Origin of the sequence: Massilia sp. NP310, assembly GCF_019443485.1 — a bacterium.
Classification (GTDB): domain Bacteria; phylum Pseudomonadota; class Gammaproteobacteria; order Burkholderiales; family Burkholderiaceae_D; genus Telluria; species Telluria timonae.
Map to the genome: position 1 here is coordinate 372,152 of NZ_CP080379.1, position 19,566 is coordinate 391,717.

The 19,566-nt window shown below is 65.7% G+C and carries 21 protein-coding genes and 1 pseudogene; 15 read left to right on the plus strand and 7 right to left on the minus strand.

The features are described from left to right. Window positions 1–17: 17 nt before the first annotated feature. Window positions 18–310 (minus strand): annotated as a pseudogene (locus tag KY496_RS01725) (LysR substrate-binding domain-containing protein); the annotation flags it as partial. Window positions 311–324: 14 nt separating this feature from the next. Here KY496_RS01725 and KY496_RS01730 point away from each other — a divergent pair. Then, a complete protein-coding gene (locus tag KY496_RS01730; protein ID WP_219863597.1) occupies window positions 325–489 on the plus strand; it encodes a hypothetical protein in 165 nt (54 codons plus the stop codon). Between the two features lie 16 nt (window positions 490–505). On the opposite strand, the gene KY496_RS01735 is transcribed toward KY496_RS01730, so the two are convergent. Further along, window positions 506–931: a thioredoxin family protein gene (locus tag KY496_RS01735; protein ID WP_040777825.1), complete on the minus strand. Its 426-nt coding sequence runs from the start codon at window positions 929–931 to the stop codon at window positions 506–508. Window positions 932–1,043: 112 nt separating this feature from the next. On the opposite strand from KY496_RS01735, the gene tsaB reads away from it, so the two are divergent. The 4 genes from tsaB to KY496_RS01755 are packed head-to-tail and all read left to right on the plus strand — an operon-like array spanning window position 1,044 to window position 4,063. After that, window positions 1,044–1,754: a tRNA (adenosine(37)-N6)-threonylcarbamoyltransferase complex dimerization subunit type 1 TsaB gene (gene tsaB / locus KY496_RS01740; RefSeq protein WP_219863599.1), complete on the plus strand. Its 711-nt coding sequence runs from the start codon at window positions 1,044–1,046 to the stop codon at window positions 1,752–1,754. Then, entirely contained in the window at window positions 1,751–2,218 is a 468-nt protein-coding gene (gene rimI / locus KY496_RS01745; protein WP_005669706.1) for a ribosomal protein S18-alanine N-acetyltransferase, read from the plus strand. Before tsaB ends, rimI begins: the two co-directional genes overlap by 4 nt. Further along, window positions 2,215–3,102, plus strand: coding sequence for a uracil-DNA glycosylase family protein (locus tag KY496_RS01750; RefSeq protein ID WP_219863601.1), 888 nt, complete (start codon window positions 2,215–2,217; stop codon window positions 3,100–3,102). Before rimI ends, KY496_RS01750 begins: the two co-directional genes overlap by 4 nt. Then, the gene (locus KY496_RS01755; RefSeq protein WP_219863603.1) at window positions 3,086–4,063 is read left to right on the plus strand and encodes a DUF1853 family protein; all 978 of its coding nucleotides are present in this window, start codon (window positions 3,086–3,088) and stop codon (window positions 4,061–4,063) included. The genes KY496_RS01750 and KY496_RS01755 overlap by 17 nt, the downstream gene beginning before the upstream one ends. A 170-nt stretch (window positions 4,064–4,233) precedes the next feature. On the opposite strand, the gene KY496_RS01760 is transcribed toward KY496_RS01755, so the two are convergent. Both KY496_RS01760 and lplT read right to left on the minus strand, forming a co-directional pair. Beyond that, window positions 4,234–5,562 (minus strand): IS4 family transposase, encoded by a 1,329-nt coding sequence (locus KY496_RS01760; protein ID WP_005667704.1) that lies wholly within the window; start codon window positions 5,560–5,562, stop codon window positions 4,234–4,236. Between the two features lie 254 nt (window positions 5,563–5,816). Beyond that, the gene (lplT, locus tag KY496_RS01765) at window positions 5,817–7,076 is read right to left on the minus strand and encodes a lysophospholipid transporter LplT (protein WP_071363251.1); all 1,260 of its coding nucleotides are present in this window, start codon (window positions 7,074–7,076) and stop codon (window positions 5,817–5,819) included. Between the two features lie 159 nt (window positions 7,077–7,235). On the opposite strand from lplT, the gene alr reads away from it, so the two are divergent. From alr to phoR, 10 genes are all read left to right on the plus strand, one after another. After that, window positions 7,236–8,342 carry an alanine racemase gene (gene alr, locus KY496_RS01770; protein ID WP_005669714.1) on the plus strand — a complete coding sequence of 369 codons (1,107 nt, stop codon included), beginning with the start codon at window positions 7,236–7,238 and terminating at the stop codon, window positions 8,340–8,342. A gap of 31 nt (window positions 8,343–8,373) precedes the next feature. Further along, on the plus strand, window positions 8,374–9,750 hold the full coding sequence (gene radA, locus KY496_RS01775; protein WP_005669717.1) for a DNA repair protein RadA: 1,377 nt from the start codon (window positions 8,374–8,376) through the stop codon (window positions 9,748–9,750). A gap of 90 nt (window positions 9,751–9,840) precedes the next feature. Then, a complete protein-coding gene (locus KY496_RS01780; RefSeq protein WP_219863604.1) occupies window positions 9,841–10,161 on the plus strand; it encodes a PilZ domain-containing protein in 321 nt (106 codons plus the stop codon). A gap of 504 nt (window positions 10,162–10,665) precedes the next feature. Continuing rightward, window positions 10,666–11,700, plus strand: coding sequence for a phosphate ABC transporter substrate-binding protein PstS (gene pstS, locus KY496_RS01785; RefSeq protein ID WP_005669722.1), 1,035 nt, complete (start codon window positions 10,666–10,668; stop codon window positions 11,698–11,700). A 110-nt stretch (window positions 11,701–11,810) separates the two neighbouring features. Beyond that, window positions 11,811–12,812 carry a phosphate ABC transporter permease subunit PstC gene (pstC, locus tag KY496_RS01790; protein ID WP_040777679.1) on the plus strand — a complete coding sequence of 334 codons (1,002 nt, stop codon included), beginning with the start codon at window positions 11,811–11,813 and terminating at the stop codon, window positions 12,810–12,812. 1 nt (window position 12,813) lies between these two features. Continuing rightward, entirely contained in the window at window positions 12,814–13,674 is an 861-nt protein-coding gene (gene pstA, locus KY496_RS01795) for a phosphate ABC transporter permease PstA (RefSeq protein ID WP_005669726.1), read from the plus strand. 35 nt (window positions 13,675–13,709) lie between these two features. Then, window positions 13,710–14,498, plus strand: a complete 789-nt coding sequence (gene pstB / locus KY496_RS01800; RefSeq protein WP_174348361.1) for a phosphate ABC transporter ATP-binding protein PstB — start codon at window positions 13,710–13,712, stop codon at window positions 14,496–14,498. A gap of 64 nt (window positions 14,499–14,562) precedes the next feature. Beyond that, a complete protein-coding gene (gene phoU, locus KY496_RS01805; RefSeq protein ID WP_219863606.1) occupies window positions 14,563–15,264 on the plus strand; it encodes a phosphate signaling complex protein PhoU in 702 nt (233 codons plus the stop codon). A 2-nt stretch (window positions 15,265–15,266) separates the two neighbouring features. Next, window positions 15,267–15,953, plus strand: a complete 687-nt coding sequence (locus tag KY496_RS01810; protein WP_005669733.1) for a response regulator — start codon at window positions 15,267–15,269, stop codon at window positions 15,951–15,953. Window positions 15,954–15,972: 19 nt separating this feature from the next. Next, complete coding sequence (gene phoR, locus KY496_RS01815; protein WP_005669735.1) at window positions 15,973–17,265, plus strand: phosphate regulon sensor histidine kinase PhoR; 1,293 nt, start codon at window positions 15,973–15,975, stop codon at window positions 17,263–17,265. 2 nt (window positions 17,266–17,267) lie between these two features. Here the strand turns inward: phoR and KY496_RS01820 are convergent, their stop codons facing one another. Genes KY496_RS01820 through KY496_RS01830 form a run of 3 tightly spaced genes read right to left on the minus strand, consistent with a single transcriptional unit; the run spans window position 17,268 to window position 19,533 of the window. Further along, window positions 17,268–17,618 (minus strand): DUF3325 domain-containing protein, encoded by a 351-nt coding sequence (locus KY496_RS01820; RefSeq protein WP_005669737.1) that lies wholly within the window; start codon window positions 17,616–17,618, stop codon window positions 17,268–17,270. Further along, the gene (locus KY496_RS01825; protein WP_005669739.1) at window positions 17,615–19,249 is read right to left on the minus strand and encodes a PepSY domain-containing protein; all 1,635 of its coding nucleotides are present in this window, start codon (window positions 19,247–19,249) and stop codon (window positions 17,615–17,617) included. Before KY496_RS01825 ends, KY496_RS01820 begins: the two co-directional genes overlap by 4 nt. After that, window positions 19,246–19,533, minus strand: coding sequence for a hypothetical protein (locus KY496_RS01830; RefSeq protein WP_005669741.1), 288 nt, complete (start codon window positions 19,531–19,533; stop codon window positions 19,246–19,248). The genes KY496_RS01825 and KY496_RS01830 overlap by 4 nt, the downstream gene beginning before the upstream one ends. Window positions 19,534–19,566: the final 33 nt, after the last annotated feature.

A 19,566-nucleotide genomic window follows, 5' to 3' on the forward strand; every position in this document is an offset into this window, starting at 1 on the left:
GCGATGCAGGCCGCCAGTTCGTCCGGATCCGGATCGACCCGGATCGCCAGGTCATAGCCTTCCTCGACCATGTCGACGCTGCGGTCTTCGGCCGTGATCTCGAGCTTGACGGTGGGATGGCGCAGGACGAAGCCGGCGGCCAGCCTGCCCATCGCAGCTGCGAGAACAGCAGCGGCGCGCTGATGCGCAGGCGGCCGCGCGGGCGGTCGGCGCCCGAGGCGATCGCCTCGGCCGTCTCGTCGATCTCGGCCAGCAAGACGCGGGTGCGCTCGTGCAGCGCCAGCCCTTCCTGGGTCAGTTTCAGCGTGCGACCCGGAACACAAGGTGACCTTCTTCCAGGCCTCGGGCCCGCGCGACAAGGCGCCGGGCGGTGCGGAAGAACAGGCCGAGCAGGCCTGGATGGATGGCGAGAACGGCTACCGCAGCGCCTTGCTGTCGACGCTGGGGCGCACGCGTGATCTGCTGGCGCAGGGACAGCTTGACGGTTGAAAGGCTTGGAGCTGGATCAGTCCGGCGCGCCGAGCAGCACGCGCAGATTGCATTCCTCTTGCCAGTCGCGGCGCTCTGCGCTCGACTGCGCCAGGCGCGCCAGTTCGTCGTCGCCCTGCTCGGCCTGGGCCTGGATCAGCCGGTCGGCCACGCCGCCGTCCGGCACCATGGTGCCGAAGAAGGCGACGGTGTCGCCGCGCTGCAGCAGCAGGGTCGGAAAATTGTCGACGTCGAGGTCGCCCACCAGGTCGGCCTGGTCTTCGATGTCGATCCAGACGAACTGCTTGTCGGGATGGCGCAGCGCCAGCTCGTCGAAGGTGGCGCGGTAGGTCGCGCAGGTGCCGCACCAGGCGGCGCACAGGCAGGCGACGGTCCAGCCGTCGCCATGGACGGCGGCGGCGACGGCGTCGCGGGTGGTGGAGTCGAGGGTCAGGCTCTGCATGTGCGGCATTGTACAGCGAGTTGCGGACGATGTTGCAGCGCGGTGGCGCATTGCGGCGGCGATCTGCCGTCGCGCCATGGAAGCCCTCGGGCCGAGAAGGTAAAATAGCGGAATGCCTAACATCCTTGCTATCGAAACCTCGGCCGAGCTGGCGTCCTGCGCGCTTCTGGTCGGGGAAAAAGTCATTGAACGTTCGACGCCCGGCGTGCGCAGCCACTCGCAATCGGTCCTGCCCATGGTGCAGGAACTCTTGAGCGAGGCCGGCATCGCCCTGGCCGACTGCGACGCCATCGCCTTCGGCGCCGGCCCCGGTTCCTTCACCGGCGTGCGCACCGCCTGCGGCGTGGCCCAGGGCCTGGCCTATGGCGCCAGATTGCCGGTGCTGCCGCTGGTGACCCTGGAAGCGATGGCCGAGGCCTGCCGCGCCGCCACCGGCGCCGATGAGGTGCTGGCCGTGCTCGACGCGCGCATGGGCGAGGTGTACTGGGCCCAGTACCGCTTCGACGGCGGCAAGTGGCTCGAGGTCGTGGCGCCGGCGCTGTCGGCGCCGCAGGATGTGACGCCGCTCGCGGCGGAAGGCCTGAGGGCCTGCGGCAACGGCTTCGCCGAGTATGCCGACGCCTTCGCCGGCCAGCCGTTCGTGCAAGACGCGCTGGCCGACATCATGCCGCACGCGCGCGAGCTGGCGCTGCTGGCGCGCGGCGCGCTGGCGGCCGGGCAGGGCGTGCCCGCGGCCCAGGCCCAGCCGCTTTACCTGCGCAACAAGGTCGCCTACACCAGCGCCGAGCGCCAGGCGATCAACCAGGCCAAGGCCGGCGCATGACGCAGTTGCAGGATACCGGCTTGAGCCTGGCCCCGATGACGGCGGCCGACGTGGACGAGGTGTGGGCGCTGGAATGCAGTGTCTTTCCCTATCCCTGGAGCCGCGGTAACTTCGTCGACGCCGTGGCCAGCGGTTACGATTGCTGGACCGTGCGCGACGCTGACGGCGAGCTGGCCGGGTATTATCTGTTGATGTACGCGCTCGACGAGGCGCACCTGCTCGACGTCGCGGTGGCCGGCAAGCGCCAGCGCCAGGGCCTGGGCCGGCGCCTGCTCTACCAGATCGCGGCGCGCGCGCTCGGTCACGGCATGGCATCGATCCTGCTCGAGGTGCGGCCGTCGAACGAACGGGCGCTGGAAGTGTATCGGCGGCATGGCTATGTCGAGATCGGCCGCCGCAAGGGCTATTATCCGGCCGGCGCGGCGGGCCGCGAGGACGCGATCGTGATGAGGCTGGAATTATGAAGAACGTGAGCCAGCGCGACGCGCTGTTCCTGGCCGAGATGGGCATCGGCCCGCTGTGGCAGCCGCGCAATGCGCCGGCGGGCGGGGCGGATCCGGTGGCCGAGGCGGCCGTCGTCGAGGCGGCGCCGGAAGCCGCGGAGCCCGCGCCGGCGCCCGTATCTGCCTCAGTTCCTGCTCCCGCAGCGGCACCAGCGCCGGCCGCGCGCGAGCATACGCCGCTGTCCGCGCCGCCTTACCGCAATCCGCCGCCGGTGCAAGATGAATCGGCCTGGGACGACAGCGCCGCGCCCGAGCCGGCGGCGCCCGACGTCGCCACGATGGACTGGGCCGGGCTGCGCCAGGCGATCGCCGCCTGCAGGGATTGCGCCTGCGGCGCAGGCCGCAAGCCGGTGCACGGCGCCGGTCCGCGCCAGGCGCGCTGGCTGATCGCCGCCGGCACCCCGAGCGCGCTCGACGAAGAGGCCGGCCAGCCGCTCACGGGCGAGCCCGGCAAGCTGCTCGACAATATGCTGCACGCGGTCGGGCTGTCGCGCGAGCGCGATGCCTACGTCACGCCGCTGGTCAAGTGCCGGCCGCTGAACGCGAAGGGCGGCGACCGCGCGCCGACTCCCGGCGAGATTGCCGCCTGCCGTCCCTTCGTCGAACGCGAACTGGCGCTCACCGGGGCCACGACCGTGCTGACCCTGGGCCAGGTCGCGACCAACGGCCTGCTGGGCCGCGCGCTGCAGGAGCCGCTGGCCGGCGCCCGTGGCGAGGTCCATCGCCTGGGCGAGGCGCCGCTGGTGGCGACCCTGCATCCGGGCGAACTGCTGCTGCGCGGCGAAAACAAGGCGCTGGCCTGGGCCGACCTGTGCCGGGCACGCTCCCTTGGACCACGCGACTAGCACCTACCAGGCGACCTTCCACCGCCGCTGGGGCCACCTGCGGCGGGCTCCGGTGCGCGCGCTGGCCTGGCTGCTCGATTCACCCGACCTGCTGGACGTCGCTGCGCCCGAGTGGCTTGGCCGCATCGCCACGCTCGGTCCGGTGACACCTGGCGTGGCCGACTGGCTGGCGCAACTCGACCGGGATCCGTCCGGGCTGGAGGCGGCGCTGGGCGGCAAGACCTACACCCGCCTCGGGCTGTACGCCGAAAAGCTGATGGCCTTCTATTTCGCCGAGCAGGGCCGCCTGGTGCGCCACGGCCTGCAGGTGCGCGCCGCCCGCAACGACACGGTGGGCGAGTTCGACTTCCTGCTCGAGCGCGGGCCGGATGCGCTGACGCATATCGAGTTCGCCACCAAGTTCTACCTGCTCGATGGCGGCGCTTCTAATGAATTCGACGCCCTCGTGGGCCCCAACCTGGCCGACAGCCTGGGCCTCAAGATGCGCAAGGTATTCGAGCGCCAGCTCGCACTGGGCGATCACCCGGCGGCGCAGGCGCTGCTGCCGCTTCCCGTGACCCAGGCGCAAGCCCTGATCAAGGGCTGGCTGTTCTACCCGTCCGGCAGCTGGCCGGCAATGCAGGGCATCACGGCCGGCCACTGCCGCGGCTTCTGGTGCGCCCTCGACGAACTGGACGCCATCCCCGGCGAGGAGTTCCTGATCCTGCCCAAGCTGGAATGGCTGGCGCCATATCTGGCGCAAGCACCTGCGCAGTCGTCCGACCGGCTCCTGACCCGCCCCCAACTCGGCGCCACGCTGGCGCAAGCCTTCGACACATCCAGCACGCCGGTACTGGTAGCGATCGTGCGCCGCCAGGGCGATCTCATCGAAGAAGCCGAACGCGGCTTCATCGTCCCCACCGACTGGCGCACCCGCGCCGCCCAAGTGCGCCTGCTGAAATCGCTCCACCCCTCTCCATGAGGGTCAGTGTCGAATTGTTTGACAACTTTCCAGAATCCCCAGTAATTCGCCCCCGAGTCGCGCCTTTTCAGGTGTCAAACTCGACAGTAAACAATGAGGGTCGGAGTCGAATTGTTTGGCAACTTTGAGGAATTGCCCAATAAATCGACTCTGACCCTAATGCCGCTAAGTTAAGGTTTTCTCGATAGCCGTTTTTCTGGATACCGTTGAGCTACTGCCTTAACGACGCGGTCAAATTTTCGTCCGGGTCGTTGCGCTTTCAGTTCGAGTACCAACCGTCCACGTAAGCGCTTAAGCATCTCCGGTATCCTCCCTTGTGCTGTTGCTGGGCCGGTCATCATCAACTCGTTCTGGATGGTCATCAGGGCAGTAGTAAAACTGATGCTCGTCGGTTCGCATTTGGCTTCCAGCGCGGCCTTGGCGATCTCAACGCGAATCAGGTTATAAGCGATCATCGCCCCCCAGATTTCCTGCTCGGTACCGCTGACCGTCATGCTGCGCAGAGTCAACTCCGAGCCCATCATTGACTGCTTCAGTTCCCTATAACTTGTTTCGATACGCCAGCGTCGGAGATAACAAGCAATCAAGTCAACCGCCTTGAACTTCTTGCTATCCATCAGCGACGTAAGCAGGTACCGCTGTTTTCCCGATCCGTCATCCGGTGTTCTTACGGCGCGCACGCGCCAAGTCTCTGGCAGAGCGGGATCTTTTTTGCGTGCAGCAGGCGAGACAATCATTTCCACGATGCCATCGTCGTCCGTGCCTAGGATTAGAGTCCATTTGGTGTTGCTCTTGGCGGGAACAAGGAAGTGTCGATTCGTTCCATGGTTGACGAGATTGCATAGTAGTTGCGCTGACAGAAAGCCTCGGTCAAACACAGTGAGCGAGTCGTCAGGAATGCTCTCGAGCAGAGAGTGGGCATGCGTCGTTTCGCTGATGTCGTAGCGTCCAAAACGGGCATCACGGATCAGTTGGGTTTCCATCATCATCAGGGTCACGCCGCGTGCTTGTGGATAGCTGGCAACCTTGTTGTTGGGGTAGATTTGAGAACCAAAGTGCTCGCGATTGTCTGGGCTATCTGCCAGGCGCAATGTCGTGCCATCCATGGCAAGCAGATGCAAGCCCTTGAACAGATAATGCGCTTCATCGTGCGCAATCCACTGCCGCGACGACTTGTGAAACAACCATTCAAGCGGCTCGGAGCCCAAGCGTTGTCGAGCTTGCGTTGTCGCGCTGGAGGTGATGCAACGGTCTGCCAACTCGGGCAATGCCAGGTCGAGCGAGTCGACAATGTCCTTGACGGAACGGTGTCGATAGATCGCCAGAGCAATGACTAGCCAGACGACCTGCTGCGCGGGTAACCGCCGAGAGCGGATAGTCGCTTTATCGTTCGCTACTAACGCAGCTTCCACCCATTCGTAGGGCAGATGCTCGCCAAGGCGGCTCCACTCAAGAGGATTAGGTAGGTCAATGACGAGGGGGATGGCATCAGAAAGCATGGCCGAAAGTTAACATTTCTGAGCCACGTTTACAACGAAAAAATGCCGCAAAGATCTTTAACTTAGCGGCATTAGGGTCAGAGTCGATTTATTGAGCAATTCCCCACGCCAGCGAGCAATCCGGGACAGAGTGCGCTGCCCGAGCAAGTGCGTATGGTAATCAGCCGCCTTGTTCGCGCGCCGAGCAATAGCTGGCGCGAAACGTTGTCAAACAATTCGACACTGACCCTGATTTCCCTGATTTGAGCCGGAGGTCAGTGCTTGCCTTCGCCGATCAGTCCGAGCGAATCGTGTTCGCGCTGGTTCAGGGTGTGGCGGCGCTGGATCAGGAGCATGATGCCGGCGACCGACAGGCCGAAGATGACGATGATGATGTTCAGGTCCAGGTTCAGCGTGATCATGATCGCGTAGGCGGCCAGCATTACCAGGATCGACAGGTTTTCGTTGAAGTTCTGCACCGCGATCGAGTGGCCCGCGCTCATCAGGACGTGTCCGCGGTGCTGCAGCAGCGCGTTCATCGGCACCACGAAGAAGCCCGACAGGAAGCCGATCAGGGCCAGCAGCGGGTAGGCCACCGTCACCGAGGTCACGAACACCATGCTGGTCACCACCAGGCCCATGATGATGCCCATCGGGATCACGGTCAGCGACTTGCGCAGCGGGATCATGCGCGCCGCCATCGCCGCGCCCAGCGCCACGCCGATCGCGACCACGCCGATCAGGTTCGTCGCCTTGTCCAGTGGCATGCCGAGCGAGCGCTCGGCCCATTTCAGCACGATGAATTGCAGGGTCGCGCCGGCGCCCCAGAACAAGGTCGTCACCGCCAGCGAAATCTGGCCCAGCTTGTCGCGCCACAAGGTGGCCGAGCAGTTGGCGAAATCGGCGATCAGCTTGGCCGGATTGCGCTCCTGGTGCTCGTAGCGGGCGCCGGTGTCCGGAATGCGCAGGTTGAACAGGGCGGCCAGGATATAGATGCCGACCACCACCGCCATCGCCGCTTCGGCGCCGCTCGTGATGCCCAGGCCGGCGAAGGCGTCGAACGACAGCAGGAAGGCCGTGCCGCGCTCGCTCACCAGCGTGCCGCCGAGGACGGTGCCGAGGATGATCGACATTACCGTCAGTCCCTCGATCCAGCCATTGGCGGGCACGAGTTTTTCGGGCGGCAGCAGCTCGGTCAGGATGCCGTACTTGGCGGGCGAATACACGGCCGCGCCGAAGCCGACCACGGCATAGGCGAGCAGGGGATGGACGGTGAAGAACATCAGGGCGCAGCCGACGACCTTGATGATGTTCGCGATGAACATCACGCGCCCCTTGGGCAGCGAATCGGCGAAGGCGCCCACGAAAGCGGCGAGCAGGACGTAGAACAGCACGAATGACAGCTTCAGCAACGGAGTCAGCGATGCCGGGGCGTCCATTGCGACGAGCAGGCTGATCGCGACAAACAGGAGCGCGTTATCCGCCAGCGACGAGAAGAACTGCGCCGCCATGATGGTATAGAAACCACGGTTCATTCGAGAATTCACAAATCTGGTCCGGGTTGCTTTATACCATGAATGCATAGACCGGCGAAACCGGAAACGCGGCCACGGCGGCGGCGCGCGGCCCGCTCCGGTAAAATAGGCACTTGACGTTTTATACCGGATTCCCTCCGTTTTTCTTAAAAGATTGCCATGCCGCGTCCGCTCTTCGCCACCATCCACCTCGATTCCATGCAACACAATCTGGCCCGGGCGCGCAGCTGCGCGCCGCTGGCCAAGATCTGGGCCGTCGTCAAGGCCGATGCCTACGGCCACGGCCTGGAACGCGCGCTGCGCGGCTTCGCCACCGCCGACGGCCTGGCGCTGGTCGAGCTGGAAAGCGCGATCCGCCTGCGCGAACTCGGCTGGATCAAGCCGATTCTTTTATTAGAGGGATTCTTCGAAGCGGCCGACGTGCCCATGCTGGCCGAGCACAATATCGCCACCGCCGTGCACAGCATCGAGCAGGTCAAGCTGCTCGAGTACACCCAGCTGTACCGCCCGATCGACGTCTACCTCAAGATGAACACCGGCATGAACCGGCTGGGCTTTCCGCCCGCCGAGTACGCCGCCGCCTGGCAGCGCCTGCGCGCGATCCGCGACGTGCGCTCGATCACCCACATGACCCATTTCGCCAATGCCGACGAACTGGAACATCCGCGCCTGACGATCGCCGAGCAGGTGCGGCGGTTCCAGCTGGGGGCCGCCGACCTGGCCGGCGAGCGCAGCCTGTCGAACTCGGGCGGCGTGCTGCACCAGGCCGAACTGGCCGACCAGTTGTCGAACGACTGGGTCCGGCCCGGCATCATGCTGTACGGCGGCACGCCGGGCGGCCGCAGCGCCCAGGATTTCGGCCTGCGTCCCACCATGACCCTGCGCTCGGAAGTGATCGGCATCCAGCACATCGGGCCGGGCGACACGGTCGGCTACGGCAGCCGCTTCGAGGCCGATGGGCCGATGACGATCGGCGTGGTGGCCTGCGGCTATGCCGACGGCTATCCGCGCAGCGCGCCGCACGGCACGCCGGTGATCGTCGACGGCGTGCGCACGACCCTGGTCGGCCGGGTCTCGATGGACATGATGACCGTCGATCTCACACCTGTCCCCAACGCCCGCATCGGCAGCAAGGTCACCTTGTGGGGCGACGGGTTGCCGATCGACGACGTGGCGCAGGCCGCCGGCACCATCGGCTACGAGCTGATGTGCGCGCTGGCGCCGCGCGTGCGCGTGACCGAAGGCCGTCTCGGCACCGACGGTTGAACAGCGGCCCGACCAACCCCATATCAAGACGATGGCAAAAGCAAAAACCAATTACACCTGCAGCGAGTGCGGCGCGATCGCCAGCCGCTGGACCGGCCAGTGCGCCGACTGCAAGGCCTGGAACACGATGGTCGAGACCGTCGTCGACACGCCCGGCGTCAACCGCATGTCGCAGACCCCGCACCGCAGCCTGGCGCAGACCGCGCCGGTGCTGTCGCTGGCCGACATCGAGGCGATCGACGTGCCGCGCTTCGGCACCGGAATCGAGGAATTCGACCGCGTGCTGGGCGGCGGCCTGGTGGCCGGCGGCGTGGTCCTGATCGGCGGCGATCCCGGCATCGGCAAGTCGACCCTGCTGCTGCAGGCGCTGTCGAGCCTGTCGCTGGTCCGCAGCACGCTCTACGTCAGCGGCGAGGAATCCGGCGCCCAGATCGCGCTGCGCGCGCGCCGCCTGGCGGTGGACGCCAAGGAACTCAAGCTGCAGGCCGAGATCCAGCTCGAGAAAATCCTCGGCACCATCGCCGACCTCAAACCCGACGTGGTGGTGATCGACTCGATCCAGACCATGTATTCGGATGCGCTCACCTCGGCCCCCGGCTCGGTGGCCCAGGTGCGCGAATGCGCGGCCCAGCTCACGCGGGTGGCCAAGCAGACCGGCGTGACCATGATCCTGGTCGGCCACGTCACCAAGGAAGGCGCGCTGGCCGGCCCGCGCGTGCTGGAACACATCGTCGACACCGTGCTGTACTTCGAAGGCGACACCCAATCGAGCTACCGCCTGGTGCGGGCGATCAAGAACCGCTTCGGCGCGGTGAACGAGCTGGGCGTGTTCGCGATGACCGAAAAGGGCTTGAAGGGCGTCTCGAATCCTTCCGCGCTGTTCCTGTCGCAGCACGACAGCCAGGTGCCGGGCTCCTGCGTGATGGTGACGCAGGAGGGCACGAGACCACTGCTGGTAGAGATTCAGGCGCTGGTCGACACCAGCCACCTGCCCAACGCGCGCCGGCTGTCGGTCGGCCTGGAGCAGAACCGCCTGGCGATGCTGCTGGCGGTCCTGCACCGCCACGCCGGCATCGCCGCCTTCGACCAGGACGTGTTCATCAATGCGGTCGGCGGCGTCAAGATCACCGAACCGGCGGCCGACCTGGCCGTGCTGCTGGCGATCAACTCGTCGATGCGCAACAAGCCGCTGCCGCGCGGGCTGGTGGTGTTCGGCGAGGTCGGCCTGGCCGGCGAGATCCGGCCGGCGCCGCGCGGCCAGGAGCGCTTGCGCGAAGCGGCCAAGCTGGGCTTCTCGCTGGCGCTGATCCCGAAAGCGAATGCGCCGAAGGCCAAGATCGAGGGCATGAACATCATCGCCGTCGAGCGCATCGAGGAGGCGTTCAGCAAGTTGCGCGAGATCGACTGACGGCCAGATCCTGGCGGACTGGGCCGTTGGCTGTCGGATTTCCTGGAAGATTCTATAATTGTGTCTTGTTCACTGTATTCGGGTAAACACGTGTATCAAGACCAAAGGAAATCTCCACGCAAGGTGTACCGCACCAAGGCCATGCTCGCCATGGACGGCCAGCCGCCCATCGGCGGCAAGACCACCGACGTCGGCGCCAGCGGCGTGAGCATCAGTGTCGCCGATCCGCTGGCGGTCGGGCAGGCCGGCCAGCTGGCCTTCGACCTGCTGGTCGAGGGCAGCTTCGTCACCATCAATGCCCGGGCCAAGGTATCGTACTGCATCTTCAGCAACGGCGAGTTCAAGGTCGGTTTCCAGTTCGTGCAGCCCGACCTGGCCGCGGTGACGGCGCTGGCGCGCTTCATGCGGTAACGGTGGCGGCAACGCCAGGCCGATAGCAGCGCCTTGTATACGACAAGCGGCGAGCGCCATCGGCCTCGCCGCCTGCTGTATTGGCCCACTGAGCGGGCCATTCGCTATTCGTGATAGCGGTCGTGCAAATCGCTGGAACTGCCGCGGATCTCCTGGTAGATCTCGAACGCCACGAGGGCGGCCAATCCGCTCAGAATCCCCATCACCATCAGATCTAACATTGAAAACCAAACGCCTCTCGGCATCCCCTCCATGTCATGACTACCCTTTCAGGATAGCAGGCAATGGTGTATTTACAAGCTCCATGGTGCGGAACATGACATTATTCGGCTGACGCCGACGTCCATCCGCGCGCCGCGCTGTGCCCAGGGATGACATCCTTGCGCGCGTGTCATGTTCATGTCACATTCGCCAAATATGTCATGAACCTGTCATATTCGCCCGTTAGACTGCGCAGCATCGTCAGCGGGATCGTCCCGTGGTGTCACTTCCAAAGGATCCGATATGCGCATGAAGCACTTCTTCGTCTCGATCGCCCTGGCCGCAACGGCATTCTCCGCCAGCGCCCAGAACGCCAACATCACCGGCGCCGGCGCGACCTTCCCATACCCGATCTATGCCAAGTGGGCCGAGCTGTACAAGGCGGCTTCCGGCGTCGGTCTGAACTACCAGTCGGTTGGTTCGGGCGCCGGCATCAAGCAGATCAAGGCCAAGACCGTCGACTTCGGCGCATCCGACATGCCGCTGGCGGCGAACGAGCTGAACGCCGCGGGCCTGTTCCAGTTCCCGGCCGTGATGGGCGGCGTGGTGCCGATCGTGAACCTGGACGGCATCGCCCCGGGCCAGCTGAAGCTGAGCGGCGCCGTCATCGCCGACATCTACATGGGCAAGATCACCAAGTGGAACGCGCCGCAGATCGCCGCGCTGAACCCGGGCGTCAAGCTGCCCGCCAACGACATCACCGTGGTGCGCCGCGCCGACAGCTCGGGCACCTCGTTCCTGTGGACCGACTACCTGAGCAAGGTCAGCCCGGCCTGGAAATCGACCATCGGCGCCGGCACCACCGTCAAGTGGGCGGTTGGTGTGGGCGGCAAGGGCAACGAGGGCGTGGCCGCCAACGTGCAGCGCATCAAGGGCGGCATCGGCTACGTCGAGTGGGCCTACGCCAAGAAGAACAAGATGGCGCACACCCAGCTGCAGGGCGCGGACGGCGCCTGGCTGCAACCGTCGGACGACGCCTTCAAGGCCGCCGCCGCCGGCGCCAACTGGAAAGGCACCCCGGGCTTCGCCGTGATCCTGACCAACCAGGCCGGCAAGGGCGCCTGGCCGGTCACTGGCGCCTCGTACATCCTGGTGCACAAGAACCAGCCGGCCGCCAAGGGCCAGCAAGTGTTGAAGTTCTTCGACTGGGCCTACAAGAACGGCGCCCCGTCGGCCGCCGAACTGGACTACGTGCCGATGCCGGCCGAAGTCACCAAGCTGGTGCAGGACGCCTGGCGCGCCAACCTGAAGGACACCACCGGCAAGGCGCTCTGGTAATCCGCATTGCTTGAAACAAGGTGGGCTGGCGCGTTCCAGCCCTTCCGTTTGCCAGCAATATTGACAAAAAAGCTATTAACGACGATATGAGCGCCCACCCATCCGCGACCATGAACGAGCTGCCCGAGAAAGCAGCGGCCGAAGCCGACGCCCTCCAGCATGCTGCGCTGCGCAGCACCATGCGCAACCAGCGCATGCAGGACTTCTTCTTCCACAAGATCACCTGGCTGTTCGCCGCTTCGGTACTGGCGGTACTGATCGGCATCATCATCTCGCTGGCCATCGGCGCGGCGCCGGCCTTCAAGGAATTCGGCCTCGGCTTCATCACCCGGGTGGAGTGGGATCCGGTCAACGACCAGTACGGCGCCATGATCGCGATCTGGGGCACGCTGGCCACCTCGATCATCGCGCTGGCGGTGGCATTCCCGATCAGCTTCGGCATCGCCCTGTTCCTGACCGAGATCTGCCCGGCCTGGCTGCGCCGCCCGCTGGGCACGGCGGTCGAACTGCTGGCCGGCGTGCCGTCGATCATCTACGGCATGTGGGGCCTGTTCGTGTTCGCGCCGCTGTTCGCCGAGTACGTCCAGCCTGCCCTCAAGGAAACCATCGGCCAGCTGCCGGTGATCGGCGTGATCTTCCAGGGCCCGACGATGGGCATCGGCATCATGACCGCCGGCCTGATCCTGGCGATCATGATCATCCCGTTCATCGCCTCGGTGATGCGCGACGTGTTCGAGATCGTGCCGACCGTGCTGAAGGAATCGGCATACGGCCTGGGCTGCACCAAGTGGGAAGTGGTGCGCAAGGTGGTGCTGCCTTATACCCGCACCGGCGTGGTGGGCGGCGTGATGCTGGGCCTGGGCCGCGCCCTGGGCGAGACGATGGCCGTCACCTTCGTGATCGGCAATGCGCACTCGCTGTCGGCATCGCTGTTCTCGCCCGGTAACTCGATTTCGTCGACCCTGGCGAATGAATTCGCCGAAGCGGCCACGGCGCTGCACTCGTCGTCGCTGTTTGCCCTGGCCCTGATCCTGTTCGGCATCACCTTCGTCGTGCTGTCGGCGGCAAAACTGATGTTGCTCGGTATGTCCCGTAGCGAAGGCACCAAATAATATGAATACCGCGATCAAGAACCCCGTCTACCGCAAGCGCCTGCTGGCGCACCGCATCGGCATCACGCTGTCGGTGTGCGCCATGGGCATCGGCCTGGCCTTCCTGGCCTGGATCCTGTTCACCCTGCTGTACAACGGCTTCGGCGGCCTGAGCGCCACCCTGTTCACGGCCGATACCCCGGCCCCGGGCACCCCCGGCGGCGGCTTGCGCAACGCCATCGTCGGCAGCGTGATGATGGTCGGCCTGTCGGCCCTGGTGAGCACCCCGATCGGCATCCTGGCCGGTATCTACCTGGCAGAGTACGGCGAGAACAACAAGTTCGCGCAGATCACCCGCTTCGTGACCGACATCATGCTGTCGGCCCCGTCGATCGTGATCGGCCTGTTCGTCTACGCCCTGTACGTCGCCAATGTGCAGCACTTCTCGGGCTACGCCGGCTCGATCGCGCTGTCGCTGATCGCGATTCCGGTGGTCGTGCGCACCACCGACAATATGCTGCGCCTGGTGCCGGCCAGCCTGCTGGAAGCCGCCTACGCCCTCGGCGCGCCGCACTGGAAGGTGGCGATCACGGTGCGTCTGCGCGCCGTGAAGGCCGGCGTCGTGACCGGCGTGCTGCTGGCGATTGCCCGCGTCACCGGCGAAACCGCGCCGCTGCTGTTCACCGCCCTGAACAACCAGTTCTTCAGCGCCGACATGAACGCGCCGCTGGCCAACCTGCCGGTCGTGATCTACACCTATGCCATGAGCCCGTATGACGACTGGCGCTCGCTGGCCTGGGCCGGCGCACTGCTGGTGACTGCTACCGTGCTGTTGCTGAACATCCTGTCGCGGACCCTGTTCAGCCAAAAAACTCCGCGTTAATCGACCTGATAAAAGACAAAGTGATGAACCAAGCCATGCTCAATACGACTCCGACCCCGGCCGCTGCAAAAGCCAAGACGATCGAAATCGAAGGCCTGAACTTTTTTTACGGTAAGACGCAGAGCCTCAAGGATGTCTCGCTCGACATCCACGCCAAGCAGGTAACGGCCTTCATCGGCCCGTCGGGCTGCGGCAAGTCGACCCTGCTGCGCACCCTGAACCGCATGTACGACCTGTATCCCGGCCAGCGCGCCGAGGGCTCGATCATGTACCGCGGCCGCAATATCCTGGAGCCAGGTGTCGACGTCAACATGCTGCGCGCCAAGGTCGGCATGGTGTTCCAGAAGCCGACCCCGTTCCCGATGTCGATCTACGACAACATCGCCTTCGGCGTGCGCCTGTACGAAAACCTGTCGAAGGGCGAGATGGACGAGCGCGTGGAGTGGGCCCTGAAAAAGGCGGCGCTGTGGGAAGAAGCCAAGGACAAATTGAACAAGAGCGGCCTGTCGCTGTCGGGCGGCCAGCAGCAGCGCCTGTGCATCGCGCGCGGCGTGGCGGTCAAGCCGGACGTGTTGCTGCTCGACGAACCGACCTCGGCGCTGGACCCGATCTCGACCGCCAAGATCGAGGAACTGATCAGCGAGCTGAAGCAGGATTACACGATCACCATCGTGACCCATAATATGCAACAAGCCGCGCGTTGCTCGGATTACACTGCCTACATGTATCTTGGCGAGCTGGTCGAATTCGGCGAGACCGACCAGATCTTCATGAATCCGGCGCGTAAGGAAACGCAAGACTATATTACCGGCCGCTTCGGCTGATCCTACCCGGTTGTTCATTTTGCCGGCCAGGGCCGGCTTCACAAGAATATTTGACGGAGAAGTTATGACAGGCGAGCATTCATCCAAGCAGTACGACCAGGAACTCGAGGGCATCCGTTCCCAGGTCTTGCTGATGGGCGGCATGGTGGAAACCCAGTTCGAGGACGCGCTCGAGTGCTTCCGCATCGGCGACATCCCGCGCGCCGAGCGCGTGATGGCCGAAGACCAGGCCGTCAACCAGCTCGAAGTCTCGCTCGACGACGCCTGCAGCCACCTGATCGTCAAGCGCCAGCCGACCGCCAACGACCTGCGCACCGTGATGGCCACCATCAAGGTCATCACCGACCTGGAGCGCATCGGCGACGAGGCGACCAAGATCGCGCGCACCGCCAAGAGCCTGCACGAGCGCGGCACGGCCGGCTTCGCCCACTACGACATGATCCGCACCATCGCCAAGGCGACCTCGGAACTGCTGCACGATTCGCTGGACGCGTTCGCGCGCCTGGACGGCAAGCAGGCCTTGCGGATCATCGCCGGCGACGAGGTGGTCGACCACGAGTTCCGCACCATCCTGCGCACCATGGTCACCTACATGATGGAAGACCCGCGCACGATCTCGTCGGCGCTGGACACGCTGTGGGTGGCGAAGGCGATCGAGCGCATCGGCGACCACGCCAAGAACATCGCGGAATACGTGATCTACGTGGTCGAAGGCCGCGACATCCGCCACAGCAAGGTGATCCTCGACGACCAGCCGGCGGCTTGAGCATGGCGGACAATACCTCCGTCCTGGTGGTCGAAGACGAGCCGGCGATCGTCGAACTGGTGACCTATTCGCTGCGCGAGGCGGGCTGGGACATCCGCACCGCCGACACCACCGCCGGCGCCTGGGAAAGCATCAGCCGGGGCAAGCCCGACCTGCTGCTGCTGGACTGGATGCTGCCCGACCAGAGCGGCCTGCGTTTGCTCTCGCGCTTGCGCGCCGACCGCGACTTCCAGGACCTGCCGGTGATCATGTTGACGGCAAAAAGCATGGAAGAGGACAAGCTGGCGGGCCTGAACAACGGCGCCGACGACTACATCACCAAGCCGTTCTCGCCGCGCGAACTGCTGGCGCGTTCGCGCGCGCTGCTGCGCCGCAAAAGCCCGCACCTGGCCGAGGCGCCGCTGCGCGCCGGCGCGGTGACGCTCGATCCGAACAGCTGCACGGTGACGGTCGAGGGCCAGCAGATCGACATCGGCAACGCGGAGTACAAGCTCCTGAAGTACCTGATGGCGCATCGGGAACGCGTGTTCTCGCGCGCCCAGCTGCTCGACAAGGTGTGGGGCGACCACGCCGTGATCGAGGAGCGCACGGTCGACGTGCACGTGCTGCGCCTGAGGAAGGCATTGAAAAGCGCCGATGGCTTGATCCGCACCGTGCGCAGCGTCGGCTACATGCTGTCCGAGAAATAACGCGGTGTCGAAGGACGCGATGAATCCCAAGCTGCTGTTCTGGGTGCCGGCGCTGCTGCGCACGGGCCTGTTGTTCGCCGTGGCCGGCCTGGTGTGGTGGTGGTTCGGCCCCATAGCCGGGCTGTCGCTGGCGCTGGCCGGCATGGCGGTCGCCGTGTTCACGCAACTGTCTTACCTGTACAAGCTGGGCGAGTGGCTCGACGAGCCGCACAGCACGCGCCTGCCGGATGGCTGGGGCGCCTGGACCGATGCCTTCGCCCGCCTGTATCGCCTGCGGCGCGACGACGAGCGCCATCAGGCCGAACTGACCGAGTGGCTGGCGCGCTTTCGCCAGGCGATGCACCTGCTGCCGGAAGGCGTGGCCATCATGGACGACGTGCTGTTCCTGGAGTGGTGCAACCCGGCGGTCGAGAAGCACCTGGGCCTGACGATGGAGCGCGACAAGGGGCTGCGCGTGACCAACCTGGTGCGCCATCCGGACTTCATCGACTATATCGTGCTGGGCCGCTATGAGCAGCCGCTGACGCTGTCGTTCCGTGGCCGCAAGCTGGAATGCCGCATCATCCCGTTCGAGAACCGGCGCCAGATCCTGGTGACGCACGACGCCACCGACACCGAGCGCATCGAGGCGATGCGGCGCGACTTCATCGCCAACGCCTCGCACGAGCTGCGCACGCCGCTGACGGTGATCGTGGGCTTCCTCGAGATCGCGCTGTCCGATCCGGGCATCGACGTCGCCACGCGGATGGCGCACCTGAACCTGATGACGGAGCAGGCGCACCGCATGCAGCGCCTGATCCAGGACATGCTGACCTTGTCGCGGCTGGAATCGGACGAGTATCCGATGAAGCGCGAGCGGGTGGACGTGCGCACGATGATCGACTCGATCGCCCTGGAGGCGCGCGCGCTGTCGGGCGGTCGGCACCAGATCGAGGTGTCGGTCGACGGCCCGGACGTGATGGGCAGCATGGAAGAACTGCGCAGCGCCTTCGCCAACCTGGCCTCGAACGCGGTGCGCTACTCGCCAAACGGCGGCACGATCCGCCTGGCCTGGACCCGCGGCGCCGACGCTTTATCGTTTGCGGTAACCGACTGCGGCATCGGCATCGACCCCGAACACATCCCGCGCCTGACCGAGCGTTTCTACCGCGTCGACAAGAGCCGTTCGCGCGAGACGCAGGGCACTGGCCTCGGTCTGGCGATCGTCAAGCACGTCCTGCTGCGCCATGGCGGCAAGCTGACGATCACCTCGCAACCGGGCAAGGGCAGCACTTTCTCCGCCTCGCTCCCCAACACCTCGCTGCCCGCCTGACCCTAATTGCGCAGGAGGAGTGCGGCGGCCAGCAGGGCGGCGGGAATGCCGATCCAGGCGCCCTGCATTACCCGGCGCGGGTGGTATTGCAGGAGCAGGGTGACGGTCCAGGCGGCGAGCGACAGGATGCCGCACCACAGCACCGGGCCGATGTGCCAGCCGCTGGCGCCGATGCAGGCCATGAACGACAGCAGCAGGCCGATCCAGCCCAGGGTGCGCAGGCGCAGGCGGGTGGCGCGAGAGGCTTCCTTGCCGCGGCCGTGGATGTCGGCGTAGTGGCGGTCCATCGTGATGCTGGTCGCGGCGAAGCCGCTGAAGGCGAGGGCGGCGCCGCTCAGGATCAATGCGTTCATGCGATCTCCAGTGGCGTCGGTTGCGCCGGGTTGGCCGGCTGCCGGGCAGCAGCCTGCTTCTTCGTCTTGCGGCCCAGCCACCAGGCGGCCCAGCCGAGCAGCAGGCCAAGCAGCAGCACCACGATGTCGAACCCGGCCACCGCGCGCAGGGCCGGACCGCCGAACAGGGTCACCCCCAGGTGGGTATCGGTCGTGAGCGCATTCAGCACCGGGATCCCGGCCAGCAGCACGGCGCCCAGCGTCAGCTGGAAGCGCCACATGGCGCGCGTCGGACGGATCTGCGCCAGCAGCGCGGCCAGGCCCCAGGCGATGAAGAAGCAGTTGGCCTCGAGGTTCGTGCGCTGCGCGATCTCGACCGGCAGCAGGCGGTTGGCCCAGAAGTAGACGGCGAAGGCGATCGGCAGGCCGGCGATGGCGCCGATGTTCAGGGCGTCGACCAGGCGCACCCCGAAGCCGACCCGGCCGCCCTTGGCCAGCACCTTGGCGTACTTCTGGCGCTCCTTCACGCCCCACAGCAAGGCGCCGGTGGCGACCATCGCGGTGCCGGCCAGCCCGCACACGAAGAACAGCGCGCGCAGCAGCGGGTCGGCGAAGTGGGCCACGTGCAGGCCATAGATCGCGGCGCGCGTGTCCAGCGTGGTGCTCATCGGCGCGGTCTCGGTCAGCAGCGCGCCGCTCACGCCGTCGAAGGTCATGGTCGGTTCGATGTTCGACAACTGCTGGCCCGAAGGGCGATGCAGCGCGACCCGGGCGTTGGCGTCGTTCGGATTGCTCACCACGATCCGCGTCGGCGCCTGGCCCCAGGCGCGCTCGGCCTGCAGCAGCATCGGCGCGATGTCGGCCAGCGGCGCGAACTCCTTCGCCGGCTTCACCCGTTCGGCGTTCGGGAACACGTCCGCGAACATGGCGCTCTGCTCGGCGCCGTACAGCGCCTTGGTGGGCGAGGGCATGTACATGAACATCAGCGTGACCAGGCCGGTGTACGTGATCATCAGGTGGAACGGCAGCGCCAGCACCGCGGTGGCGTTGTGCGCGTCCAGCCACGAGCGCTGGCCTTTCTTGGGACGGAAGGTGAAGAAGTCCTTGAAGATGCGTTTATGGGTGATCACGCCGCTGACGATCGCCACCAGCATGAACATGGCGGCGACGCCGACGATCCAGCGGCCCCAGATGGCGGACATGTAGTACAGGTCGAAGTGCAGGCGGTACAGGAACTCGCCGCCGCGGGTGTCGCGCGGCGCCGCGGTGTTCTCGCCGGTCATCGGATCGAGCGTGAAGTTCTGGGTGCGGAAGGCCGCGCGCCGCTCCTCGCGCGTCATGCCTTTTTTGGGCGGGTTGGTCCAGCTGGCATAGATCAGCGGATTGCGCTCGTGCGGCAGGTCGAGGAACCAGGCATTCGCCTTCGGCGCGCGCTGCTGCAGCTCGCGCACCGCGAGCGTGGCCGATTCGGCCGGCGTCACCCGCGAGGGCGCATCGGCCGCCTTGTGCAGCTCGGGCTTCATCCAGAACGTGATCTCGTGCTTGTAATAGGCCGCGGTGCCGCCCATGAACACCAGCAGCAGCAGCCAGCACACCAGGAGGCCCGACCAGGTGTGCACCCAGGCCATCGATTGGCGCAAGCCTTCTTTCATGACGCCCTCCCGGCAATCCACAACACAGCGCCCAATACGCTGCTGGTCGCGACCACCCCGACCCAGGCGCGCAGCGCGCTGCCGGTGGCGAACACCCACAGGATCACGCAGGTATAGACCACGAAGGAGAGCAGGGTGGCGAGGGTGACGGCGTCGGCGCGCGGCAGCGGCAGCGCGATGGCGATCAGGGCGCTGGCGATCGCGGTCAGCACATAGCCGCCGGCGATCGCCGCGACCGCGCGCGCGGCCACGCCGCCGCGGTAGCGCCAGGTGAGGGTAGTCATTTGGCTCAGGCCTTTCTATGCTATTTAAAGCGA